General features: G+C 69.5%; 24 protein-coding genes. 8 read left to right on the top strand and 16 right to left on the bottom strand.

The window, feature by feature from the left end:
- Positions 1-5 precede the first annotated feature (5 nt).
- Positions 6-845: an MIP/aquaporin family protein gene (locus ACQPYZ_RS19580; protein WP_433157781.1), complete on the bottom strand. Its 840-nt coding sequence runs from the start codon at positions 843-845 to the stop codon at positions 6-8.
- A gap of 175 nt (positions 846-1,020) precedes the next feature.
- Between ACQPYZ_RS19580 and ACQPYZ_RS19585 the strand changes: the two genes are divergently transcribed.
- Together ACQPYZ_RS19585 and ACQPYZ_RS19590 are read left to right on the top strand one after the other, a co-directional pair.
- Positions 1,021-1,524 (top strand): SigE family RNA polymerase sigma factor, encoded by a 504-nt coding sequence (locus tag ACQPYZ_RS19585; RefSeq protein ID WP_433157784.1) that lies wholly within the window; start codon positions 1,021-1,023, stop codon positions 1,522-1,524.
- Positions 1,521-2,672 (top strand): hypothetical protein, encoded by a 1,152-nt coding sequence (locus ACQPYZ_RS19590; protein ID WP_433157786.1) that lies wholly within the window; start codon positions 1,521-1,523, stop codon positions 2,670-2,672. Before ACQPYZ_RS19585 ends, ACQPYZ_RS19590 begins: the two co-directional genes overlap by 4 nt.
- Before the next feature lie 2 nt (positions 2,673-2,674).
- Here the strand turns inward: ACQPYZ_RS19590 and ACQPYZ_RS19595 are convergent, their stop codons facing one another.
- The 7 genes from ACQPYZ_RS19595 to ACQPYZ_RS19625 all read right to left on the bottom strand — a co-directional run bounded on the left by ACQPYZ_RS19595 (position 2,675) and on the right by ACQPYZ_RS19625 (position 11,291).
- Positions 2,675-3,763 carry an ABC transporter ATP-binding protein gene (locus ACQPYZ_RS19595; protein WP_433157788.1) on the bottom strand — a complete coding sequence of 363 codons (1,089 nt, stop codon included), beginning with the start codon at positions 3,761-3,763 and terminating at the stop codon, positions 2,675-2,677.
- Positions 3,764-3,776: 13 nt separating this feature from the next.
- Positions 3,777-4,805: an ABC transporter ATP-binding protein gene (locus tag ACQPYZ_RS19600; protein WP_433169723.1), complete on the bottom strand. Its 1,029-nt coding sequence runs from the start codon at positions 4,803-4,805 to the stop codon at positions 3,777-3,779.
- A gap of 47 nt (positions 4,806-4,852) precedes the next feature.
- Positions 4,853-5,842 (bottom strand): ABC transporter permease, encoded by a 990-nt coding sequence (locus tag ACQPYZ_RS19605; protein WP_433157791.1) that lies wholly within the window; start codon positions 5,840-5,842, stop codon positions 4,853-4,855.
- Positions 5,843-5,968: 126 nt separating this feature from the next.
- Positions 5,969-7,750 (bottom strand): ABC transporter substrate-binding protein, encoded by a 1,782-nt coding sequence (locus tag ACQPYZ_RS19610; protein ID WP_433157794.1) that lies wholly within the window; start codon positions 7,748-7,750, stop codon positions 5,969-5,971.
- 56 nt (positions 7,751-7,806) lie between these two features.
- On the bottom strand, positions 7,807-8,799 hold the full coding sequence (locus ACQPYZ_RS19615; RefSeq protein WP_433157797.1) for an ABC transporter permease: 993 nt from the start codon (positions 8,797-8,799) through the stop codon (positions 7,807-7,809).
- A 237-nt stretch (positions 8,800-9,036) separates the two neighbouring features.
- A complete protein-coding gene (locus ACQPYZ_RS19620; RefSeq protein WP_433157800.1) occupies positions 9,037-10,599 on the bottom strand; it encodes an ABC transporter substrate-binding protein in 1,563 nt (520 codons plus the stop codon).
- 68 nt (positions 10,600-10,667) lie between these two features.
- On the bottom strand, positions 10,668-11,291 hold the full coding sequence (locus ACQPYZ_RS19625; protein ID WP_433157802.1) for an HAD family hydrolase: 624 nt from the start codon (positions 11,289-11,291) through the stop codon (positions 10,668-10,670).
- Between the two features lie 220 nt (positions 11,292-11,511).
- Between ACQPYZ_RS19625 and ACQPYZ_RS19630 the strand changes: the two genes are divergently transcribed.
- The 3 genes from ACQPYZ_RS19630 to ACQPYZ_RS19640 all read left to right on the top strand — a co-directional run bounded on the left by ACQPYZ_RS19630 (position 11,512) and on the right by ACQPYZ_RS19640 (position 14,155).
- Positions 11,512-12,357, top strand: coding sequence for a PAC2 family protein (locus ACQPYZ_RS19630; protein ID WP_433157805.1), 846 nt, complete (start codon positions 11,512-11,514; stop codon positions 12,355-12,357).
- A 118-nt stretch (positions 12,358-12,475) separates the two neighbouring features.
- Positions 12,476-13,252: a L,D-transpeptidase gene (locus ACQPYZ_RS19635; protein ID WP_433157807.1), complete on the top strand. Its 777-nt coding sequence runs from the start codon at positions 12,476-12,478 to the stop codon at positions 13,250-13,252.
- 12 nt (positions 13,253-13,264) lie between these two features.
- The gene (locus tag ACQPYZ_RS19640) at positions 13,265-14,155 is read left to right on the top strand and encodes a hypothetical protein (protein WP_433157810.1); all 891 of its coding nucleotides are present in this window, start codon (positions 13,265-13,267) and stop codon (positions 14,153-14,155) included.
- Here the strand turns inward: ACQPYZ_RS19640 and ACQPYZ_RS19645 are convergent.
- Complete coding sequence (locus tag ACQPYZ_RS19645) at positions 14,152-14,514, bottom strand: MerR family transcriptional regulator (protein ID WP_433157813.1); 363 nt, start codon at positions 14,512-14,514, stop codon at positions 14,152-14,154. The genes ACQPYZ_RS19640 and ACQPYZ_RS19645 overlap by 4 nt on opposite strands.
- A 55-nt stretch (positions 14,515-14,569) precedes the next feature.
- Here ACQPYZ_RS19645 and ACQPYZ_RS19650 point away from each other — a divergent pair, with 55 nt between their 5' ends.
- The gene (locus ACQPYZ_RS19650; protein WP_433157815.1) at positions 14,570-15,436 is read left to right on the top strand and encodes a polysaccharide deacetylase family protein; all 867 of its coding nucleotides are present in this window, start codon (positions 14,570-14,572) and stop codon (positions 15,434-15,436) included.
- Here the strand turns inward: ACQPYZ_RS19650 and mshC are convergent.
- Both mshC and ACQPYZ_RS19660 read right to left on the bottom strand, forming a co-directional pair.
- Positions 15,394-16,620, bottom strand: a complete 1,227-nt coding sequence (gene mshC / locus ACQPYZ_RS19655; RefSeq protein WP_433157817.1) for a cysteine--1-D-myo-inosityl 2-amino-2-deoxy-alpha-D-glucopyranoside ligase — start codon at positions 16,618-16,620, stop codon at positions 15,394-15,396. The genes ACQPYZ_RS19650 and mshC overlap by 43 nt on opposite strands.
- A 45-nt stretch (positions 16,621-16,665) precedes the next feature.
- Complete coding sequence (locus tag ACQPYZ_RS19660) at positions 16,666-17,478, bottom strand: NAD(P)H-binding protein (protein WP_433157820.1); 813 nt, start codon at positions 17,476-17,478, stop codon at positions 16,666-16,668.
- A gap of 85 nt (positions 17,479-17,563) precedes the next feature.
- On the opposite strand from ACQPYZ_RS19660, the gene ACQPYZ_RS19665 reads away from it, so the two are divergent.
- Positions 17,564-18,478 (top strand): AraC family transcriptional regulator, encoded by a 915-nt coding sequence (locus ACQPYZ_RS19665; RefSeq protein ID WP_433157822.1) that lies wholly within the window; start codon positions 17,564-17,566, stop codon positions 18,476-18,478.
- On the opposite strand, the gene ACQPYZ_RS19670 is transcribed toward ACQPYZ_RS19665, so the two are convergent.
- The 3 genes from ACQPYZ_RS19670 to ACQPYZ_RS19680 all read right to left on the bottom strand — a co-directional run bounded on the left by ACQPYZ_RS19670 (position 18,433) and on the right by ACQPYZ_RS19680 (position 20,671).
- The gene (locus ACQPYZ_RS19670; RefSeq protein WP_433157824.1) at positions 18,433-19,224 is read right to left on the bottom strand and encodes an SCO1664 family protein; all 792 of its coding nucleotides are present in this window, start codon (positions 19,222-19,224) and stop codon (positions 18,433-18,435) included. The two genes, ACQPYZ_RS19665 and ACQPYZ_RS19670, sit on opposite strands and share 46 nt — an antisense overlap.
- On the bottom strand, positions 19,221-19,796 hold the full coding sequence (locus ACQPYZ_RS19675; protein ID WP_433157826.1) for a DUF3090 domain-containing protein: 576 nt from the start codon (positions 19,794-19,796) through the stop codon (positions 19,221-19,223). Before ACQPYZ_RS19675 ends, ACQPYZ_RS19670 begins: the two co-directional genes overlap by 4 nt.
- Before the next feature lie 179 nt (positions 19,797-19,975).
- The gene (locus ACQPYZ_RS19680) at positions 19,976-20,671 is read right to left on the bottom strand and encodes an MSMEG_4193 family putative phosphomutase (protein ID WP_433157829.1); all 696 of its coding nucleotides are present in this window, start codon (positions 20,669-20,671) and stop codon (positions 19,976-19,978) included.
- Between the two features lie 60 nt (positions 20,672-20,731).
- Between ACQPYZ_RS19680 and corA the strand changes: the two genes are divergently transcribed.
- Positions 20,732-21,703 (top strand): magnesium/cobalt transporter CorA, encoded by a 972-nt coding sequence (gene corA, locus ACQPYZ_RS19685; protein ID WP_433157832.1) that lies wholly within the window; start codon positions 20,732-20,734, stop codon positions 21,701-21,703.
- Here the strand turns inward: corA and ACQPYZ_RS19690 are convergent.
- Together ACQPYZ_RS19690 and ACQPYZ_RS19695 are read right to left on the bottom strand one after the other, a co-directional pair.
- On the bottom strand, positions 21,700-22,527 hold the full coding sequence (locus ACQPYZ_RS19690) for an undecaprenyl-diphosphate phosphatase (protein WP_433157834.1): 828 nt from the start codon (positions 22,525-22,527) through the stop codon (positions 21,700-21,702). The genes corA and ACQPYZ_RS19690 overlap by 4 nt on opposite strands.
- Positions 22,528-23,580 carry an LLM class F420-dependent oxidoreductase gene (locus tag ACQPYZ_RS19695; RefSeq protein WP_433157837.1) on the bottom strand — a complete coding sequence of 351 codons (1,053 nt, stop codon included), beginning with the start codon at positions 23,578-23,580 and terminating at the stop codon, positions 22,528-22,530.
- Positions 23,581-23,609: the final 29 nt, after the last annotated feature.

A 23,609-nucleotide genomic window follows, 5' to 3' on the forward strand; every position in this document is an offset into this window, starting at 1 on the left:
CGTGCTCATGTCGCGGTCTCCTCGGGGATCCGGCCGGGCTCCTCCTCCTCGTCCGCGATCGGCAGGTTGCGGCCGACGAGCAGCTCGTACAGCAGCGCGCCGACCAGGGCGCCGAGGATCGGTGCCACGATCGGCACCCAGAAATACAGATCCCCGAACTGATCCCTGAAGGCCCCTCCGTACCCGGTGAAGAAGGAGGCCAGCCGGGGCCCGAAGTCACGGGCCGGGTTGATCGCGTAGCCCGCGTTGGTGCCCCACGCCATGCCGATGCCGACGACCACGAGGCCGACGATGAACGGCGCCAGGTTCGCGGCCGGGGACGTGTTGCGCAGGTCGACGATCGCCAGGATCAGGAACATCAGGATCGCCGTACCGATGATCTGGTCCCGGAAGCCGCCCCACATGTCGACGCCGAGATCCATGCTGCCGTTGCCCGGCAGGGTCGAGAACACGCCCTGGCTCTTGATCGTGAGGCCGGGATCGAACTTGTTCAGCGCCTCGGTGTAGTTCCAGCGGACCACCAGAGCCGCCGCGAACGCGCCGAGGAACTGGGCCACCGAGTACGGCAGCACCTTCTTCCAGCTGAACCCGCGGAACGCCGCCAGCGCGATCGTCACCGCCGGATTCAGGTGCGCACCGGTCATCCGGCCCGCCGTGTAGATCCCCATCGTGACGCCGATTCCCCACGCCCACGCGATGGAATCGTGGTCCCCGAGTCCCTCCCCGCCGGCCACCACCTGCGCCACCACACCGCAGCCGAACAGGATCAGGATGAACGTGCCCGCGAACTCGGCGGAACACTCCCCCAGAAGGGTCTTCGCTTTGACCGCTTCGGTCGTAGCCATGCCTTAGCCTCCCTTCCACACCGTGACGACCACGGCTGGCTGGAATGTAGGAGCGATTCCGGGGCGAGACAACGGAAGGCGTTCGACATTGTCGAACGGCCCGGACGGCAGCCAACGGTTGAGCCCTGTCATCGCGTCCAGGCAGGTAGACGGTACCTACGCCGAGGGGGGTCCAGTGACGGGTTTCGCCGAGTTCGCCCGCGGGCGGCACGGTGCGCTCTACCGCTACGCCTACCTGCTCGCCGGCGACCGCGGCCTGGCCGAGGACCTCGTGCAGGAGGGCCTGGTCAAGACGTACGTCGCCTGGCGGCGGCTCCGCGATCCCGGAGCCGCCGAGGCCTACGCTCGGCGCGTGATCACGACCACCGCGATCACGTGGTGGCGGCGGAAGGCCTGGCACGCCGAGCGGCCGAACGACGACCTGCCGGAGCGGCCGGCGCCGTCCGACGACAGCACGTCCCGGCTGTGGCTGTGGCACGAGCTCCAGCAACTGCCGCCGAAGCAACGTGCGGCGGTGGTCCTCCGGTACTACGAGGACCTCACCGAACCCCAGACCGCGGAGATCCTCAACTGCTCCGTCGGCACCGTCAAGAGCCAGGTCTCGGCCGCCCTGAAGAAGCTCCGCACCCGCCTCGGCGACGACATCCCCCTCCCGGACAAGGCAGGAACCACGCCATGACCGACCTCCTCAAGCGCACCCTCACCGAGCAGGCGCAGTCCGCCGAGCCGCCCGCGCTCGACCTGGACGGCATCGTCGCGGCCGGTGACCGCCGGATCAGCCGCCGCCGGTTCACCGCCGTGCTCGGCGGTGGCGTCCTCGGCGCCGCCGCGATCGCCGGGGGCGTCTCGGTCGGCCGTTCGATCGACCGCCGTCCGGTTCCCACCCCCTTCACCGAACGCCGGCCGACGTACGCCGTCGGCAGCGAGATCCACTACGGACAGGAGGTCGTCTCGGTCGCCCCACACCAGGTGACCGCGTTCGTCCAGACCGACGCCGGCTTCGTCTTCCTGGACCGCGAGAACAACATCCGGGTCGCCGACGGAACCGGCGTACGGTCACTCGGCAAGAACACCTGGAGCCTCACCGCCGATGACCGGGGCACCCTGGTCGGCTGGGTCGAAGGCTTCGACAACCACGGCGAGTCGGTCGTGTACGACGTCGCCGCCGGGCGCGAGGTGGTCCGGACGGCGATCGGCAACGAGTACGGCCCCGGCTCGCTGGCGGTCGGCCCCCGGATCGTCGCGATCGACGGCGACTACGCGTACTTCGGCACGCTGGACGGGCTGTACCGCTGGAACGTCGCGGCGGACAAGGGCGAGCTGATCGCCGACGTCGCGCCGGACGCGGTGCGGACCGTGACCGCCGGCCAGATGGTCTACCAGGTGCCGGACGGGCCGCCGAGGAGCGCCAGCCTGACGATCGGCACGACACCGACCGAAGCCCGGCCCGTGCGGTTCAGCGGACACCAGGCGTTCCTCTCCCCCGCGGCGAAGTACGTCGTGACCGCGCCGGACGACGTACGTCTCGGAATCCAGCCGAGCTGGGCCGACCTGCAGATCTTCGACGTCGCCGGCCGCAACGTCCGTACGCCGGAGGCCTACCAGACCCTGGTCTTCGGGCAGTGGCTCGACGAGGAGACCTTCACGGCGGCCGGTGAGCGCCGAGCGGAGCCGTCCGGACCGGCCGATCTCCTGAAATGCTCCGTGCGCACGGGCGCCTGCGAGGTCGTGGCGCACGGCTTCTCGACGTTCACCTTCAGTCAGACCCCGCCGCGCATCACGCCGTTCGCACTCCCGACCGGCAGTCCGGTGCGCGACCTGTACTGACCTCAGGCCTTCGGGTCCTCCTTGGCCGCGGCCTGGGCGGTCGCCTCCTGCTCCGCAGAAGCGTTCTCCGGGAAGTGGCAGGCGCTGCGGTGCCCGGGCGCCAGCTCGACCAGCGGCGGCTCGACCACCCGGCAGATCTCCTGCGCCTTCCAGCAGCGGGTGTGGAAGCGGCAGGCGGGCGGCGGGTTGATCGGGCTGGGAACGTCACCCTGCAGGCGGATGCGCTCCTGCTTGGCCTTGCGCTTGGTGTCCGGGATCGGGACGGCCGACAGCAGCGCCACGGTGTACGGGTGCATCGGCTTCTCGTAGAGCGACACCCGGTCGGCGAGCTCGACGATCTTGCCCAGGTACATCACCGCGACCCGGTCCGACACGTGCCGGACGACGGACAGGTCGTGCGCGATCATCACGTACGTCAGGTCGAACTCGCTCTGCAGGTCCTCGAGCAGGTTGACGACCTGCGCCTGGATCGACACGTCCAGCGCGGACACCGGCTCGTCGGCCACGATCAGCTTCGGACGTAGCGCGAGCGTCCGGGCGATGCCGATGCGTTGCCGCTGGCCGCCGGAGAACTCGTGCGGGTAGCGGTTGTAGTGCTCCGGGCTCAGGCCGACCAGCTCGAGCAGCTCCTGCACGGCCTTCTTCGTGCCCTGCTCGGTCTTCACGTTCTGCAGCTTGAACGGCGCGCCGACGATCTTGCCGACCGTGTGCCGCGGGTTCAGCGAGCCGTACGGGTCCTGGAAGATCATCTGGACGTCCCGCCGCAGCGGGCGCATCCGGCCCTCGCCGAGGTGGGTGATGTCCTTGCCCTCGAACACGATCCGGCCCGACGTCGGCTCCAGCAGCCGGGTCAACAGGCGGCCCGTGGTGGTCTTGCCGCAGCCGGACTCCCCCACCAGCGACAGGGTCTCGCCGCGCGTGACGTTGAAGGTCAGTCCGTCCACGGCCTGCACGGCGCCGGTCTGGCGCTGCAGCAGTCCCTTGCGGATCGGGAAGTGCTTCACCAGGCCCTCGACGGAGAGCAGCTCCTCGCCGATCTTGGGCTCGATCACGCCGGGGACGCCGGTGGATTCGGTGTTGGCAGTCGTCACAGTCGTCGTCCCGTCACAGCTTCGGCTTGATGTCGGTCTCCCAGGCTTTCCGGCGCTCCTCCGGGGAGAGGTGGCACGCGACCAGGTGGCCGCCGCCGATGTCGAGCAGCTCGGGCCGCTCGGTCTCGCTGGCACCGCCGTTCAGGTGCGCGTAGTTGCAGCGCGGGTTGAACGCGCAGCCCTGCGGCACGTTGATCAGGCTCGGCGGCGTGCCCTTGATCGGGATCAGCCGTTCGCTGCGCTCGCGGTCGATCCGCGGCATCGAGCCGAGCAACCCCCAGGTGTAGGGGTGCTGCGGGCGGTCGAAGATGTCCTCCGCGCTGCTGTACTCGATCGCCCGGCCGGCGTACATCACCTGGATCTCGTCGGCCAGCTCGGCGACCACGCCAAGGTCGTGGGTGATGATGATGACCGCGGAGTTGAACTCGCGCTGCAGGTCCCGGATCAGGTCCAGGATCTGGGCCTGCACGGTCACGTCGAGCGCGGTGGTCGGCTCGTCCGCGATCAGCAGGTCGGGGTCGCAGGACAGCGCCATCGCGATCATCGCGCGCTGCCGCATCCCGCCGGAGAACTGGTGCGGGTAGGCGTCCACGCGCTTGTCCGGCTGCGGGATGCCGACCCGGTCGAGCATCTCGACCGCGTGCTTGCGGGCGACCTGCTTGCTCACCTGGTTGTGCACCCGGTACGCCTCGACGATCTGGTGACCGACCGTGTAGAAGGGGTGCATCGCCGACAGCGGGTCCTGGAAGATCATCGCCATCCGCTTGCCGCGCAGCCGCCGCACCTCCTCGCGGCTGGACGAGATCAGGTCCTGCCCGTCGAGGAAGATCTGCCCGGAGATCCGGGCCACGCCGGGCTTGTGCAGGCCCATGATCGACAGGCTGGTCACGCTCTTGCCGGAGCCGGACTCGCCCACGATGCCGAGGGTCTTGCCGCGCTCGAGCTTGAACGAGATGCCGTCGACGGACTTCACCACGCCGTCGTCGGTCGGGAAGTGCACCTTGAGGTCGCGGACGTCGAGGAACGCCTCACCGCGATCGATCCGCTGGACAGTCTCCGGAGCGTCCTGAGCTGAGACTTGGGGTTCGGTCACGAGATCCGCACTCTCGGGTCGACGATGGCGTACAGGAGGTCGACGATCAGGTTCGCCAGCACGATGAAGAAGGCGGCGATCAGGGTCACGCCGAGCACCTTGGGCAGGTCGTTCGCCCGGAGCGCGATGACGGCGTACTGGCCGAGGCCGGGCAGGGAGAACGTCGTCTCGGTCAGGATGGCGCCGCCCAGCAGCAGGCCGAGGTCGAGACCGAAGATGGTCAGGATCGGCGTCAGGGCGGACCGCAGGCCGTGTTTCATCACCACGGTCCGCTCGGTCAGGCCCTTGGCCCGAGCGGTACGGACGAAGTCCTCGTTCATCGTCTCGAGCATGCCGGCGCGGGTCAGCCGGGCGTACGCCGCGGCGTACAGGAACGCGAGCGTGACCCAGGGCAGGATCAGGTCGTAGGCCCACCACGCCGGGTTGGACGCGTCCATTGGGTTGGTGCCGCCCTGGGCGGTCCAGCCGAGGCCGTAGCTGAAGATCGACAGCGAGAGCAGGCCGGTGAAGAAGATCGGCAGCGAGACACCCGCGAGCGCCACCGACATCAGTGAGCGGTCCAGCACCGACCCGCGTCTGAGCGCGGAGACGATGCCGGTGCCGACGCCGGTGACCAGCCAGATGAACGCCGCGCCGGCCGCCAGCGACGCGGTCACCGGTAGTCGGTCGACGAGATCGGGCCAGACCGGTTGCTGGGTCAGGAACGAGTACCCGAAGCACGGCGCCGGGCAGTGCTCGGTCGCCGGGCCGTAGTTGTACTCCTGACCGGCGAACAGGCCCTTGACGAAGCGGCCGTACTGCACCCAGAGAGGGTCGGTGAAACCGAGCTTGACCGCGGTCTCGTGGATCTGCTCCTGACCCGCGCTCTTGCCGACGTAGCGCGAGGCCAGGTCGTCGGCGGACGCGCCGCCGAGCTTGGGGACCAGGAAGAAGATCGAGAACGTGACGGCCGTGACGATGAAGAGCAGGATCACTGCTCCGATCACCCGGCGGACCAAGTATGCGAACACCGTGCTCGGCGTGGTGGCCGGTGATCACCACGGATCACCGGCCACCGTCAGCCTTCACCTACCTCTGCTGGCGATTTGTTGGTCAGGGCAACCGACGTGCGACTACTTCAGGCCGATCCCCGCGTAGTCGTACATGTTCTGGCTGTCGCTGACGTACACGTTGGCCAGGGTGTCCGGGCGGTACAGCAGGCCCTTGGCCCAGATGCCCGGCAGGACGGCCGCCTGCTCCATGACCTTCTTGTCGACGTCGACCCAGATCTTCTCGCGCTTGGCCTTGTCGGTCTCCTTCAGCGCCTGGTCGATCAGCTGGTCGACCTCGGGGATCCGGACACCCAGGTTGGTGTTACCACCGGTGGCGCGGATGACCCGGCTGTCGACGATCTGGCTCAGGAAGCCGAAGCCGTCCGGCCAGTCAGCACCCCAGCTGTAGACGATCAGGCCGAGGTTGTTGGCCTTCGCGTAGTCCGGCTTGCCGGCGTACAGCTTGGTGTAGTCACCGGTCGGGAAGCCCTTCGGGGTCAGGTTGATGCCGACCCGCTTCAGCGACTGCTGCAGCGACTCCGCGACCGCCTTCTCCTTCGGCCGGTCCGCCCGGTAGGCGATGTTGGTGCTGAAGCCCTGCGGCATGCCACAGGCGGCCAGCGACTTCTTCGCCTCCTCGACGTTGCCGTTCTTGTTCGCCTCGAAGCCGTAGGTGTCGAACTTCTCCGCGCCGGTGACCAGCGGCGGCATCAGGTTCGTCGCGATGTCGCCACCGATCGGGCCGCCGTACGCGCGCTGGTAGCCCTCGTGGTCGGCGGCGTGCAGGATCGCCTTGCGGCAGTCGATGTTGTCCAGCGGCTTGACCTCGCTGTTGAACACCGTGAAGTTCAGCCGCGGCGCCGGCACGTTGTCGGCCTTCGCCTTGAGCTGCGGGTTCGCCAGGATCTTGGCCTGGGTCTCCGCGAGCACACCGGTGCCGGCGATGTCGACGTCGAGGTCACCGGCCTGCAGCCGGTTGTCGATGTCGGGGCCGTTCACGTTGTAGGCGACGGTGATCTTGTCCGGCAGCGCCTTGCGGCCCGAGTTCGGGTCGCTCGCCGGGTCGTACTGGTCGTTGCGGATCAGCGACAGACCCTTGTTCGGGTCGTGGCTCTCGAACTTGTACGGGCCGGTCGCGATCGGGTGCAGCTGGTACTTCGCACCGGTGTCCTTCGCCTGCGGGACCGGCGCGGTGGCCGGCAGCTGGGCGAAGTAGTCGAAGCCGGAGAACGACTTGTTCAGGTTGAAGACGATGGTGTAGTCGTCCGGCGTCTGGATCGCCTTCGCGACCCCGGCCAGCGTCGGGTCCTTGTAGACGCTGTAGCCCTTGGGGATGTCCAGCAGGAAGTCGTTGAAGTACGTCGGGCCGCTCGGCAGCGTCGCCTTGTCCAGCGACCGCGCGACTGCGTACTTGACGTCCTTGGCCTTGACCTCGGTGCCGTCCTCGAACTTGACGCCCTTGCGGATCTTGTAGGTCCAGGTCTTGGCGTCGTTGCTCGGCACACCGGCGGCCTCGGCGAGGTCCGGAACGACCTCCGCGCCTTCCTTGCCCGGGGCCGACTTGAAGACCATCAGCGGCCGGACGTAGTTGCGCACCAGGTTCCAGGACAGACCGTAGTAGGTGTCACCAGGGTCCGTGGAGTCCCACTTCTCGGTGATGGCCATCCGGAGCGTGCCGCCCTTTTTGTCGCTGGGGCTGTAGATCCCCTTGACGGCCGCGTCGAACTCGGCCTGACCCGAGCTCCCGCTACCGGAGCCGCCGGATCCGCCGGAGCCTCCGCTGTCGCTGCCCCCGCAAGCCACCAGGCTCAAGGCGACGGCCGCACTGACGGCTGTTGCCGTCGTGATGCGATTCCATCTCATCTCTTGTTGCACCCCTTTTTTCGTGAGAGCCAGGCTCCCTGGTTGGAGAGAAGTCCTTATCGCGAGCGGGGGTCGAGGGCGTCCCGCAGCCCGTCGCCGAACAGGTTGAACGCCAGCACCGTGACGAAGATCGCCAGCCCGGGCGGAACCAGGAAGAGCGGCTCCACCTGGTACCAGTTCGCGGCGGTGGACAGCATGTCGCCCCAGCTCGCGGTCGGCGGCCGGACGCCGACGCCGAGGTACGACAGCGCCGCCTCGAAGAGCACGTTCGTCGGGATCAGCAGGGTCGCGTACACCAGGATCGGGGCGATCAGGTTCGGCAGCAGCTCGGTGAACAGGATGTACGGCCGGCGCGCGCCGAGACTGCGGGCCGCGTCGACGAACTCGCGTTCCCGCAGCGACAGCGTCTGGCCGCGGATGATCCGGCCGATGTACGGCCAGCTGAAGAAGCCGATGATGAACACGATCAGCGCCACCCGCAGCGCGTCACCGCTCAGCCCGAGCAGGCTGTCCGGGATGGCGCCGACCAGCGCCAGCGCGAACAGCACCAGCGGGAACGCCAGGAAGATGTCCATCAAGCGGCTGATCAGCGTGTCCACCCAGCCGCCGAAGTAGCCGGCGATGATGCCCATCACGGTGCCGATGACGACCGACAGCAGGGTGGCCAGGAACGCGATCAGCAGCGAGATCCGGGCGCCGTACACGATCCGGGCGAAGATGTCGCGGCCGTTGACCGGCTCGATCCCGAACGGGTGGTCCCAGCTGATCCCGTTCCACTTCCCGATCGAGGTCTGCAGCGACGGGTCGACCAGGTCCTGGTGGAAGTCGTTCGGCGTGACCCCGACCAGCTTGCAGATCAGCGGCGCGAAGATCGCGACCAGGATCAGGAACAGCACGATGAAGCCACCGGTGATCGCGACCTTGTCACGCTTCAGCCGCATCCAGGAGATCTGCCACAGCGAGCGGCCCTCGATCTTGCGGACACCCTCGAGTACGGCCTCCGGCTCGGCTGCCGACGATCCCGGCTCGACCTCGAGTGGCGTGCTCACGCGATGAGTTCCCCTGTTTCCTTCGATTCGACCGGCGGCAACCGGTAGTGGCTGCCGCCTTAACCTGCCGCCATTACACGCCGGAGTCAAACGCGGAAAGTGCTGCGTTGCCCGATCGTGATCGTCAGGAAATCGTCCCGTATCGTGGACATTCGGCAGTAAACCACGGCCTCGTACCCACGGTCGCCGGGGCCCTGCGAACCGTTACTGCCATGGCATATTTGTGTCAGCCGGCGATTACAGCCGGAGGCCGGACAGGTACAGGAACGACAACGGATTGACCGCCGGCGCGACGTTCTCCAGATCCTTCCCGGCGACTACCGTGAGTCGTCCCTGCCAGGTCGGGATCACCGGCACCTCCTTGGCCAGCACACCTTGCAGCTGACCCAGCAGCTTCTCGCGCTCGATCCCGTTCTGCTCGGTCGTCTCCTGCTCGAGCAGCGCGGCGGCCGCCGCCGACCGATAGCCGTTGTTCAGCACCGCGCCGGGCCGCACGAACGGCGCGAGGTAGTCGTCGGCGTCCGGGTACTCCGGCAGCCGGCCGTCTTGGTAGAGGTCGTACGCCCCGGCCCGCGTCAGTTGCTGGTACTGCGGCCACTCGGCGCTCCGCAGGGTCACCTTGAACAACCCCGAGGCCTCCAGTTGCCGCTTCAACTCCAGTACTTCGTGCCTCGCGCCGGCGCCGTACTGCAGCGGCGTCCACCCGACCGTCAGCGGCACGGGTACGGCGACGCCCGCCTGCCGGAGGATCGTCGCGGCCGCGGTCTTGTTCGGCTCCTTGTACTCCGACTTGAACGCGTCCACCTGTCCGCCGAAACCGGGTGGGACGAGCGAGTACAGCGGCGTCACCTGGTCGGCGTACGCCTTCTTCGCGATCGCCGGACGGTCGATCAGTTGCGCGACGGCTCGGCGTACGGCGGGTTTGCGCGCCGTCGGCGATTTCAGCTGGAACTGGAAGAACCGGACGGCCGCGTAGTCGGAGGCGACCACCTGGAGCTGGTCGTTCTTGCGGAGCTTGTCCAGCATGCTCGGGCCGAAGCCGTGGAAGGCGAGGTCGGCCTTCCCGGTGGTGATCGCCTGGTAGAGCGCGGTCGAGTCCTTGAGCAGGGTGATCTCGGCACCGTCGTTCTGCGCGCCCCGCGGGCCTTTGTACTTGTCGAATTGCGTCAGCGTGACCGACTGCCCGGGCCGGTAGCCTGCCAGCTGATACGGGCCGCTGCCCATCGCCTTGGTGTCGAGGAGCTTGTTCGGCGGGTAGAACTCCTGGTCCACGATCGAGCCGGCAGTCGTGGTCAGGAGGTACGGCAGCCGGGCGTCGGGGCGCTTCAGGTTGAACACGGCGGTCAGCTCGTCCGGCGTACTCACCGAGGTCAGCGAGGAGAACCACGCGGCCGGTCCGCCGGGGGTCTTCAGGCGCAGCATCCGCTCGAAGCTGTACTTCACGTCCGCGGACGTGAGCTCGTGCCCGTTCGGGAAACTGAGGTCTTCCTTCAGGCTGCACGTGTACGTCGTCGGCGAGTCGAACTGGCAGTCGGCCGCGTCCGGGACCGGTGTGGGCTTGCCGGGCAGGATCGTCAGCAGGGTCTGGTACAGGTTCGCCTGGACCGTCCGCGAGCCGACGTCGTACGGCCCGGCGGGGTCGAGCGAGGCGATCGCGTCGGTGGTCGCGACCCGCACGGTCATCGCCTTCGGGGTCTCGCTGCCCTGGTGCGGCGCCTTGTCGTCCGGATCACCACACCCGGCCAGCGCCACCACGAGCGCGGCCGTCACCGCGACCCGGCACCACGACCCGAACACCATCTCACCCTTCCCCAGCCCACTCACTACCCCGAACAACGCCCCCGAGGGCACCAAGTGACGGTAACGCGTCAGCGGAGCAGAGCGCGCAGTGACTCCGGGCTCAGCGGCTCGAGCGAGTCGACCACGAGCCGCCGCGGCGCCTCCGGGATCGTCACCCACTGCGGTACGGCGACCACGTAGGCGCCGGCCGCCGTGCCCGCCTCGGTGCCGGTGTTCGAGTCCTCGATCACCACGCACCGGGCCGGGTCGACACCGAGCGCCGCGGCCGCCTTCAGGTACGGCTCGGGGTGCGGCTTGCCGTTGACCACCTCGTCACCGGCGACGATCACGTCGAACGGGTCCGCCGGCAGGTGCGTGAGCACCGCGTCGATCATCACCCGGTACGACGCCGACACCAGCGCGCACGGTACGTCGGCCTTGCGCAGCGCCTGCAGCAGCTCGACGGCACCCGGCCGGAACTCGACCTCGCGGTGCAGCGCCTCGACGACGGACCGGAACATCCGCTCGGCCAGCTCCTCGGCGGTGATCCTCCCGTCCGGGATCCGCGCCATCCACACCCGGACGGCGTCCCGCAGGTCGCTGCCGACCAGCTGCATGCAGTCCTCGACGGTCCAGATCACGCCGAGCGAGCCGAGCAGCTCGATCTGCACCTCCGCCCACACCTTCTCGGAGTCGACCAATGTCCCGTCCATGTCCCACAACACTGCTTGAAGGGTCATGACGCGACGGCGTACTTCGCTTGGCGGTGCAACTGCGGCTCCTCGGATCGGTGGACCAGGACATCCTAGTCGGGCGGCCGACACGTTCCGCCGACCGTGAAACCGGCCACACCGAGCCGCCCGAGGCCGTAGGCTGGCAGTCCGGTTTCCGGCGACCGCGCCGGATGGCACAGAGACGACAGGGGGCCTGCGAGTGGTTGACCTCGCGAACCTGAGGGACCCGGTCGTGATCGCCGCGTTCGCAGGCTGGAACGACGCGGCGGAGGCGGCCACCGGAGCGGTCGACCACCTGATCGACGAGTGGAACGCCGAGCTCGTCACCGCGATCGACCCCGAGGACTACTACGACTTCCAGGTGAACCGCCCGGAGGTCGGTTTCGACGAGGACGGCGACCGCCGGCTCACCTGGCCGACCACCCGGATCTTCGTGGCCCGGCCGGAGGACACCGACCGGGACGTGCTGCTGATCCGCGGTGTCGAGCCGAACATGCGCTGGCGCGGGTTCTGCCAGGAGCTGCTCGAGGTGGTGGACGAGTCGAACGCGCAGCTGGTGGTCGTGCTCGGCGCGCTGCTGGCCGACTCGCCGCACACCCGGCCGATCCCGGTCTCGGCCACCTCGGCCGACCCGGAGCTGTCCGCGTCCTGGAGCCTGGAGCCGTCGACGTACGAGGGACCGACCGGCATCACCGGCGTGTTCGCGGACCTGTGCGGCACGCTCGGCGTGCCGGCGGTGTCGATCTGGTCGGCGATCCCGCACTACATCGCCGGCAGCCCGTGCCCGAAGGCGTCCCTCGCGCTGCTGAGCAAGGTCGAGGCCCTGCTCGACCTGCAGATCCCGGAAGGTGAGCTGCCCGAGCTCGCCCGGGCCTGGCAGCGCGGTGCCGACGAGCTCAGCGAGGAGGACCCGGAGGTCGCGGAGTACGTGCACTCCCTGGAGGAGCAGCGCGACACCGCCGACCTGCCGGAGGCCTCCGGCGACGCGATCGCCGCGGAGTTCGAGCGCTACCTGAAGCGCCGGAACAAGAACCACCCGGACTGACGGTTCGTCACTCTACTGTGGTGTAACTTCACTGATCGTCCTATTCTCGTGCGGACGACGACGGCTGCGTGGGTACGGCGGCCGCCGGTGAGGCTGTGGTGAGGGCACGGGGAGCGCGATGCGCGGGATGCGGGTGGACGAGCGAGGCGGCGGATCCGTCGGCGCACTCGCCGTCCTGGTCGTGCTCGGCGCCGTCGCGGTGGTCGGTGTGCTCGGCAACCGCGAGCCCGAGGTCGACCTGACCACGCTGGTGACCTCGTCGACGCACGCGACCATCCCGGACGCGCCGCTCGACCCGCAGCCGTTCGCCGGCACCGGCGGGGTGGTCGTCCACCCGCGCACCGAGACCGCCGTCCACACCGCGCCGGACGGGGACGCGTTCGCGAAGATCGCGCCGACGCAGTTCGGACCGACGTGGTTGCCCGTGGTCCAGCAGGCCGACGGCTGGGTCCGCGTCCTGCTGCCGTCCAAGCCGAACCGGTCGACCGGGTGGTTGCCGGAAGAGGATCTCGATCGCGCCACCTCGCCGTACCTGATCCGCGTGCACACGGGCTCGCGCACGATCGAGCTGTTCCGGCAGGGTCGCCCGGTAGGCGTGTGGAAGGCGGGCGTGGGTGCGCGCAAGACGCCGACACCTCCCGGCCGGACCTTCCTCCTCGGCTCGATCATCGACCAGAAGCGCTCGGCCTCGCCGGTGGTCCTGCCGCTCGGCGCGCACAGCCCGACCCTCGACACCTTCGGCGGTGGGCCCGGCACGGTCGCGATCCACGGCTGGCCGGACCCCGACGTGTTCGGTGCGGCCATCAGCGCCGGCTGCGTCCGGGTGCCGAAGAAGGCCCTCACCGAACTCCAGAAGGTCCCGCTCGGGACGCTCGTCCTGATCGACAGCAAGTAGACGGGAACACAGATGCGACGACCCCTCGTGCCGACCGTACTGACCGTCACCGCGGTGACCGGTGTGGTGACGTTCAGCCTGGTCGCCAGTTCACCGGTCGGCAACGCGGCCGCCCGGCCGTCGTCGGCGTACGCCGTGAGCGCGGACGGGCAGGTCCCGATCGCGAGGACGCCGTACGCCGAATCCCTCGACGGCAAGCGGCGCAGCTCGTCGGCGCTCGACCTGCCGGAGAACCCGTTGCTGTCGGTCCGGGCCGGGACCGTGACGGCCGGGAACGACGCGGCCTCGGTCGAGCTCTTCGACGTGATCGTCGGCCCGGACGTCCTCAGCCAGGTGAAGGTCCCGCCGGAGCTGAAGCAGACGTGCGCCACGCTCCCGGCCACCGGTGCGGACGACCTGCCGATCCCGGACCTCCCGCTTCCCGACCTCGGCCTGCCGCTGCCGGCGCCGAGCACGGCCGACCTGCCGGCCAAGAACCTGCCGGAGCTGTGCGAGCTGCTGCTCACGCCGCCGAGCTCGTTGCTCGGGATCGATGCCGTCAACGTCTGGTGCTCCGGTGATGACGGCGGCGTCGACATCGGCTCGCTCACGGTGCTGGGTCAGAAGGTCGCCGTACCGACCACGAAGGAGGCGGTGACGATCCCGGCGGCGCCGTTGGCCACGATCACCGTCAACGAGCGCACGCAGCGGTCGGACGGGTCGTTCACGATCACCGGACTGACCATCAACCTGGGCGACGGCGCCCAGGTGATCCGGCTGGCCTCGGCAACCTGCGCAAAGCCGGCCGACAAGCCCCAGCCGACCCCGACACCCGAGCCCACGCTGCCGGTCCCGCCCCTGGACCAGCCGCCGATCGCCCCGATCCCCACCCCCGTCAAGACCCACCACCCGGTGACTGGCTAGAACTCCCGGGCCGCGGTCGAGATGACGTCGTCCAGGACCGCGCGGGAGGTGGTCAGGTCGGCGATCATCCGGTCGATCCGGTCGCGCTCGGCGGTCAGCTCGGTGACGAGCTCAGGTGTGGCCCGTTCGTTCGGGCTGCCGTCGGGGTCGCGCATGCACGGGAGCAGTTGGGCGATCTTCTTGCTGTGCAGGCCGGCGGCGTACAGCTCCTGGATCAGGATCACCCGGTCGACGGCGCGCTCGGCGTACTCCCGCTGACCGCCCGGGGTCCGCTCCGACACCAGCAGGCCGTGCTGCTCGTAGTACCGCAGCGATCGTTCGCTCACCCCGGTCCGCCGGGCCAGCTCGCCGATCCGCATCGATCCTCCACCGGGACTTGAACCTGACACTGATGTCAGATTCTACGGTGCCGGTATGACGCTCTTCGACTACAGCCCGATCACCGAACGCCCGCCGCTGGCCTGGCCCGACGGCAAGCGGGTCGCCTTCTACGTCGGCCTCAACATCGAGCACTTCCTGCCCGACCTGCCGTCCACCAGCATCTGGCCGCTCGAGCTGAAGCCCGACCCGCTCAACCACGGCTGGCGTGACTACGGCGCCCGGGTTGGCGTCTGGCGGACCATGGACGTCCTCGACCGGTACGGCGTCCGCGCGAGCGTGCTGCTGAACTCGATGGTTGCCGAGCACAACCCGCAGATCGTCCAGGCCGGCGTCGACCGCGACTGGGCCTGGCTCGCCCACGGCACGACGAACTCGACCCTGCACACCGGGCTCGAGCCGGACGAGGAACGCAAGGTCCTCACCGAGATCGTCGACACGATCGAGGCCGCCACCGGCAGCCGGCCGAAGGGCTGGATGGGCCCGGGGCTGACCGAGACGCACAACACCCCGGAACTCCTGGCCGAGCTCGGACTGAGCTACGTGCTGGACTGGACCAACGACGACCAGCCCTACCGGCTCAACGTGCCCGGCATGCTCAGCGTCCCGTACACGGTCGAGCTGAACGACCTGCTGATCTTCCCGCGCGGCATCACCGGCCCGGAGTTCGTCCAGATGGTCAAGGACCAGTACGCCGTACTCAGTGCCGAGTCGGAGCACGGCGGACGGGTGCTGCCGTTGGCGCTGCACCCGTTCGTGATCGGACAGGCGTTCCGCGCGAAGTACCTGGACGAGGCGCTGAAGTTCCTGGCCTCACAGCCGGACGTGTGGTTGACCACGAGCGACGAGATCGCCGCCCACTACACCGCCAGCTTGACCCCCAGCAACGCGTCGACGGCCTGAGCCACCAACGCCGGCGCCCCGGTGTCGTCGCCGTTCGTCTCCGCCCAGGTGTCGATCGCGGACAACGCCGCGACGGTGTCCAGGTCGTTGGTGAGCGCAGCGCGTACGGCGTCCACCGCGGCGGCACCGTCGGGACCCGAACCGCGGGTCACCGCGCCACGCCAGACGTCCAGTCGCTCCTGGGCGTCCAGCAGCTCCGACGACGTCCAGAACCAGTCCGTACGGTAGTGGTGCGCGAGGAGCGCCAGCCGGATCGCCATCGGGTCGGCACCGGCGAGGCGCTCCTTCGACACCAGCACCAGGTTGCCCTTGGACTTGGACATCTTCTCGCCGTCCAGCCCGACCATCCCCTGGTGGACGTACGCGCGGGCGAACGGGTGCTCCCCCGTCGCCACCTGCGCGCCGCTCGCCGACATCTCGTGGTGCGGGAAGATCAGGTCCGACCCGCCGCCCTGGACGTCGAACGTCATCCCGAGGTACTTCAGCGCGATCGCCGAGCACTCGACGTGCCAGCCCGGCCGGCCGCGACCGAGCGCCGAGTCCCAAGCCGGCTCCCCCGGACGCTCGTGCCGCCACAGCAGGCTGTCCAACGGGTCCCGCTTGCCCTCGCGGTCCGGGTCGCCGCCGCGCTCGGCGAACAGCTCGTGCATGGTCTCCCGGTCGTAGCCGGACACGCTGCCGAACGCCGGGTCCGCCTTGACCGCGAAGTACAGGTCGCCGTCCACCGAGTAGACCGCACCGGCCCGCTGCAGGTCCTCGACCGCGTCGGAGACCAGGTCGATCGACTCGACCACGCCGACGTAGTGCTCCGGTGGGATCACCCGCAGCGCGCTCATGTCGTCGCGGAACAGCTGGATCTCCTGATGGGCCAGATCGGTCCACGCCACCCCGGTCTCGGCGGCCCGCTCGAGCAGCGGGTCGTCGATGTCGGTGATGTTCTGCGTGTACTTCACCTCGTACCCGGCATCACGCCAGAGCCGGTTGACCAGGTCGAACGTCACGTACGTCGCCGCGTGGCCCATGTGCGTGGCGTCGTACGGCGTGATGCCGCACACGTACATCCGCGCGGTCCCGCCGTCGGCCGGCGGCACCTCGACCTGACCGCCCGACGCGGTGTCGTAGAGGCGCAGTCGCCGGGCCGGCCCCGGCACGGCCGGGATGTCTGGTTTCGTCCACGCCTGCATGATGTGGAGCTTATGTCAGCCCGGATTTCCCCGGGGCGACACGGTTCACTCTCCGGGCGCCCAGACCCGTTCGGCGTACGACGTGAAGCTGGTCGCCGGCCGGCCGAGGAGGCGGGCGATGTCGTCGGTCGGCGTGGCCAGGTGGCCTTCGCGCATGATCTCGAACAGGCCGTTCAGCTCGGTCGCGACCTCGTCCGGCAACCCGGCGGCGAGCAGCTCGTCGCGGTACTCCTCCGGGGTCAGGGAGACGTACGTCATCGGCCGTCCCGAGACCTTCGCGATGGTGTCGACGGCTTCGGCGAACGTGATGGCCTCGGGTCCGGACAGTTCGTACGCCCGGCCGTCGTGACCCGTCGACATCAGCACCGTCGCGGCGACGTCGGCCACGTCCTCGACGTCCACGAACGGCTCCCGCAGGTCGCCGGCGGGTAGCGCGAGCCTGCCCGCGAGCAGCGGCTCGTACCAGAGGTCCTCGTCGAAGTTCTGCGCAAAGTTGTTCGACCCCAGGATCGTCGACCCCACCCCGGACACCCGGACCGCCCGCTCGGCCTCGGCCATCCCCGCCCCGAACCGCCCGACGGCCTGGTCCATTCCCCGGCCCGACAGCGCGACGAAGCGCCGTACCCCGGCTTCCACGGCCTGCGTGACGAACGGCTCGATCGGCGCGGGATCCTCGGGCGCGATCAGATAGACCACCTCGATTCCGCGTACGGCGTCCGCCCACGTGCTCCGGTCCGCCCAGTCGAACCGGGTCTCGCTCGACCGGGACGCCGCCCGGACGTTCACACCGCGGTCCCGCAGCCGGGCCACCACCCGGCGGCCGGTCTTACCTGTTGCCCCTAGCACCAAAATCGTCATGTCCCGAGTCAATCCGGGATCACCCGCCGGCCCCATGGGCGACCGGACCGTCCGCATGTCCGTCCGGCCCACCTATCGTGGCTGTGTGGATCCTCTCGACGACCTGCTGCGCGGCCTGCGCGCCGAGGGCGCCGTCCTCGGTACGCCGGTGCTCGCCCCGCCGTACGCGCTCCGCTTCACCGAGGGCGCGGCGCTGACGCTGGTGGCACCCCTGCTCGGCGACGGCTGGCTCGTCGTCGCCGGCGCCGAACCCCGCCGGATCCGGCCGGGCGAGACCGCGGTCGTCCGCGGGCCGGCCGAGTTCCTGTTCACCGACGATCCCGCGCGGACCGGTCCCGCGCTGGACGTGTACTGCGACGGCCGGATCGACTCACCCGGTCCGGTCGACCACGGCACCGTCCTGCTGGCCGGCGCCTACCACGTCCGGCAGGAACTCCCCCGCCGCCTGCTCGACGAGCTCCCGCCGCTGGTGGTGATCACCGAGGACCACGACTGCGCACCCCTGCGCGACTACCTCCAGGAACGCGTCGCCGCCGGCGCCCTCGGCCGGCACGTCGTCCTCGACCGCCTGCTCGACTGGCTGATGGTCTGCACCCTGCGCGACTGGTTCGAAGGCAACCGGCCGCCCTGGTACGACGCCCTCGGCGACCACGTGGTCGGCCCGGTCCTGCACGCGATGCACGGCTCTCCGGTAGCCGGATGGACGCTCGCCGGTCTCGCCGAGGTGGCCGCCGTCTCCCGGACGACGCTCGTACGACGCTTCACCGAGCTGACCGGTCAGGCGCCGCTCGCCTACCTGACCGAGCTCCGGATGACGCTCGCGGCCGACCTGCTCACCGAGCCCGGTGCGACCGTCGCCGTGGTCGCCCGCCGGGTCGGGTACGCGGACGCCTTCAGCTTCAGCGCCGCCTTCAAACGCGAACGCGGCGCGAGCCCCAGCACCTACCTGACCGGTCAGAAAGCGGGCCAGGGAATGGCCGGCCAGTCGTCGCTCGGGTAGGGGTGGACGCCGGTCTTCAGCAGCATCGCGCACCGCTCCCGGGTCGCGGTCAGCTCGACCGCGGTGATCAGCTCGCACAGCCGCTGCCCGAGTCCGCCGGCGAGTTGGTCGGCGAGCGCGCGGACGTCCTCCAGCACGTCGCCCGGGATCGGCTCACCGGCCCAGCCCCAGAGCACGGTCCGCAGCTTGTCGTCGGCGTTGAACGTGACGCCGTGGTCGACGCCGTACACCCGCCCGTCGCCGGTGTTCAGCACGTGGCCGCCCTTGCGGTCCGCATTGTTGACCACGGCATCGAACACGGCCATCCTGCGCAGCGCCTGGTTGTCCGCGTGCACCAGCGTCACCGGGTTGTGCCGGCCGTCGAGCGCGTCGAGCACACCGATCCAGCCGTCCGGCACCCGGCCCTGCGGCACGATGTCGACCAGCTCGGTCGCGTCCGGTCCGAGGTCGGCCTCGTCGATCCACAGCTGCACCATGCCCTCGCCGAGCGGCCCGTCGCGCAACAGCGTCGGCGGCACCAGCGACCAGCCGAGCGCCTCCGAGACGACGTACGACGCGTACTCGCGCTGAGCCAGCGTGCCGTCGGGGAAGTCCCACAGCGGTCGCTCGCCCTGGACCGGTTTGTAGACCACCGTCGCGGAGTCCTGGCCCCGGCTCACCGAGCCCTGGAACGTCCCGTTCGACGCCGCCACCAACCGGCCGTGCAGGGAGAGCTCCCCCTGGGCGAGCAGGTCCAGGTCGATCATTCGGGCAGATGCCTGCGATAGCCGTTGGCGCGCGGGCAGATGTGGCCCTCCGGGTCGATCGGGCGCCCGCAGAATGGGCAGCTCGGCCGGCCCGAGGCGACCAGCGCGACCGCCCGCCGGGCGAACGCGCGGGCCTGCTCCTCGCTGATCCGGACGACGAACACCTCGGCGTCCTCGGACTCCATCGCGGCCGCGACCGGGTCGGTCTCCTCCAGCTCGGCCTGCTCGCCGGTGACCACCGAGAACACCTCGATCACCACCCGCTCGGCGTCCGCCTCCCAGGCGAGCGTCATCGTGCCGGCCCGGAACTCTTCCTCGATCGGCTGCTCCAGCGGATCGGTGTCGTCCACCGCGGCCGGGCTCACCGGCTCGCGGTCGAACCGCCGGGCGACCTCGTCCAGCATCACGTCCAGCCGCTCCGCGAGCGCCATCACCTGTTCCTTCTCACAGGCCACCGAGGTCAGCCGGGCCCCCTCCCGGGCCTGCAGGAAGAACGTCCTCGCACCGGGTTCCCCCACGGTGCCGGCGACGAACCGGTCCGGGTCGTCGTAGGAATGCACAACTCGCGCCATGACTAGACCCTAGAACATGCCCGTCAGTCCCGTGCCGTCGCGAGCAGGTGCTCGGTGGTGTAGCTGGGTGTGCTGGGGGCGAGGGCTCGATGCGGAGCATCGTGACCTTGCCACCAGTGCAGCCAGATGCGCCACCGAGGTGCCGCGCAGTAGGCACGGGGCTGACGGGCATGTTCTTGTTACCGTCCGCCTACTACTGCGTCCGAGGTCTGCTTTCTGGTGCGCTTCCTGGTGGTCGGCTTCGGGATCAGGCTCTGGAGCTCGCTGCCGGAGTCGTTCAGGCGGACCAGGAACGGGCGGGTCTTGGTGTAGGTGATGATCGTGGTGGTCGCGGTGTCCACGACGATCCGCTGGAAGGTGTCCAGGTGCTGCGCGAGCGCGTCCGCGACGATCGCCTTGATCACGTCGCCGTGCGACACCGCCACCCACAGCGCGCCATCACCGTGGGTCTGCGCGAGCGCCGCGTCGTGCGCGCGGACGGCGTCCACCGCGCGCTGCTGCATCGCCCGCATCGACTCCCCGTTCGGGAACGTCACCGCCGACGGGTGCTGCTGCACGACCGCCCACAGCGGGTCCTTCATCAGCGTCGTCAGCTTCTGCCCGGTCCAGTCGCCGTACCCGCACTCGGTCAGTCGCCGATCCGTTGCCGGACGCAACTCGGGGTGGTGCTTCGCGATCGCGGCCGCGGTCTGCTTGCACCGCTCCAGCGGCGAGGTGACGACCGTCGCCAACGGCAGCTCGGCCAGCCGCCGCCCGACCGCCTCGGCCTGCTGCAGACCGGTCTCGTCCAGCTTCACTCCCGGCGTCCGGCCGGCCAGCGTGCCGGATGTGTTCGCGGCGCTGCGGCCGTGGCGGACCAGGATCACCGTGGGCATGACCTGCACGGTATCCGGTGCCGGCAAGTTTCCGGCAGCACCCGGTGCCATGATGGTGCTGTGATCGTGGACTGCGGCGTCTACGCCGAGGGCGAACGGCAGGACCTGCCGAAGGATCCCGAGACCGTTGCCCAGGCCATCGACGACGACGGCGCGGCGTTCGGCTGGGTCGGCCTGCACGAGCCGTCGGACACCGAGATGCGCCGGGTGCAACGGCTGTTCGGCCTGCACGAGCTCGCCGTCGAGGACGCCCTGAAGGCGCACCAGCGGCCCAAGGTCGAGCGGTACGGCGACGCGATCGTCGTCGTACTCCGCACCCTCTGGTACGTCGACGAGGGCGACGCCGTCGAGACCGGCCAGGTGAGCGTTTTCGTCGGCCCGCGGTACGTCGTCACCGTCCGGCACGGTGAAGGCGGCGAGCTGGCCACCACCAGGCAGCAGCTGGAGGACCGCGCCGCCGTGCTCGGCCACGGACCGGCCGCCGCCCTCTGGGCGGTCTGCGACTCCGTGGTCGACGGGTACGAGGAGGTGGCCGAGCAGGTCGAGGTCGACGTCGACGAGGTGGAGAGCTCGGTGTTCTCCCCCGAGCGCACCAGCGACGCCGAGCGGATCTACAAACTCAAGCGCGAGGTGCTCGAGATGCGCCGCGCGATCCAGCCGCTGCGCGACCCGATGGAGCAGTTCGCCCACGGCGTACCGGGGATCAGCCCGAAGGCCGCGCCGTTCTTCCGCGACGTCGCCGACCACGTCAGCCGGGTGTCGGACCAGACCGACTCCCTCGACACCCTGCTGACGTCCGCCCTCGCCGCGCACCTGGCCCGCGTCTCGGTCCAGCAGAACGACGACATGCGCAAGATCTCCGCCTGGGTCGCGATCGCCGCGGTGCCGACCATGGTGGCCGGGATCTACGGCATGAACTTCGACAACATGCCCGAACTCCGCTGGCACTACGGCTACTACGCCGTACTCCTCCTGATGGCCACCGTCTGCCTCACCATGCACCGCTTCTTCCGCAAGGTCGGCTGGCTCTAGGTTGCGGTGATGGTGCTGGTGGCCAGGAGGATGACGATGACGATGCCGAGGAGGATGCGGTAGAAGGCGAAGACCTCGATGGTGTGCTTGGCGACGAACTTCAGGAGCCAGGCAACCGACGCGTAGGCGACGAAGAAACTGACGACCGTGCCGACCAGCACCGGGACCAGGCCGACGGAGCCGTCCAGGGCGTGCGGTAGCTCGAAGATCGCCGCACCGACCAGCGCCGGGATGCCCAGCAGGAACGCCATCTTCGTCGCCGCCACCCGGTCCAGGCCGCAGAAGAGGCCGGCCGAGATGGTGGCGCCGGAGCGCGAGACCCCGGGGATGAGCGCGAGGCACTGGATGACGCCCATCACAACCGAGTCGATCAGCGTGATCCGGGTCAGCGGCCGGCTCTTGCTGCTCAGCCGCTCGGCCGCGACCATCACCACCGACCAGCCGATCAGCGAGCCCGCGACCCACCACATGCTCCGCAGCGGGCCCGAGATGATCTCCCGCCCGAGGTACCCGACGATGCAGATCGGCAGCGAGCCGACGATCACGAACCAGCCCATCCGGTGGTCGAACTCACCCCGGTACTCCGGGTGCCGCAGTCCCTTGAACCACGCGGCGGCGTATGTCCGGATGTCCTTCCACATGAACAGCACCACGGCCGCGATCGCGCCGAACTGGATCACCGCGGTGAACGCCGTGATCGCCGGGTCGTCGATCTTCTGCCCGAGCGCGTACGACGTGATCGTGAGGTGCCCCGTGCTCGACACCGGCAGGAACTCGGTCAGGCCCTCGACGATGCCGAGGAGGATGGCTTCCCAGATCGACACTCAGTCACCCACCCCGGCGAGCTCCAGCGCCTCGGCGACCGTCCGCAGGTCGGCGATCCGCTGCTCCACGGTCGGCGCGAACGGCGTCAGCGCGACCGTGGTCGCCCCGGCCTCGGCGTACGCGGTCAGCTTCTCGGCCATCCGCTCCTTGCCGCCGAGCAGCGAGATCGAGTCGATGAACCCGTGCGGTACGGCGGCCATCGCGTCCCGGTGCTGCTTGCCGAGGTAGAGGTCCTGGATCCGCTTGGCCTCCTCGGCGTACCCCATCCGGACGGCGAGCGCGTTGTAGAAGTTCTTCTCCCGGCTGCCCATGCCGCCGATGTAGAGGGCGGCGTACCCGCGGATCGGGTCGGCCGCGGCCTGCAGGTCGTCACCGGTCATCACCGGAACGGACGCGACGACGTCGAAGCCGTCGAGTCCTTCGTGACGGGTCTCACGGCCCGTCCTGATGTGCGTCAACTGCTCTCCCAGATAGGCGGGGTCGTTCAGGATGCCGAGCCAGCCGTCGGCGATCTCGCCGGCCAGCTCGAGGTTCTTCGGGCCGACCGCGGCCAGATACACCGGCACGTGGTCGCGGAGCGGGTGGATGGACAGCTTCAGCGGCTTGCCCGGGCCGTCGGGCAGCGGCAGCGTGAAGTGGTCCCCCTCGAAGGACACCGTCTCACGCCGCATGGCCGCGTTCACGATCGCGACGTACTCGCGGGTGCGCGCCAGCGGCTTGCCGAAGCGGACGCCGTGCCAGCCCTCGGAGACCTGCGGCCCGGACACGCCCAGGCCCAGCCGGAACCGGCCGTTCGACAGCCGGTCCAGGGTGGCCGCCGTCATCGCGGTCATCGCCGGCGTCCGGGCCGGGATCTGGAACACGGCCGCGCCGACGTCGATGGTGGAGGTCTGGGCGGCGATCCAGGTGAGCAGCGTGGCGGCGTCCGAGCCGTACGCCTCCGCGGCCCAGGTGACCGCGAAACCGAGCCGTTCGGCCTCCTTCACCAGCCTCAGATGATCCAGATGGTCGTCGCCACCGAAGACGAAGCCGATGTTGAGTCCGAGTCGCATGACAGGCGAGCCTAACGAGCCGTTGTCGG

The sequence above is a fragment of the Kribbella sp. CA-247076 genome, from assembly GCF_050942445.1.
Taxonomy (GTDB): Bacteria; Actinomycetota; Actinomycetes; order Propionibacteriales; family Kribbellaceae; genus Kribbella.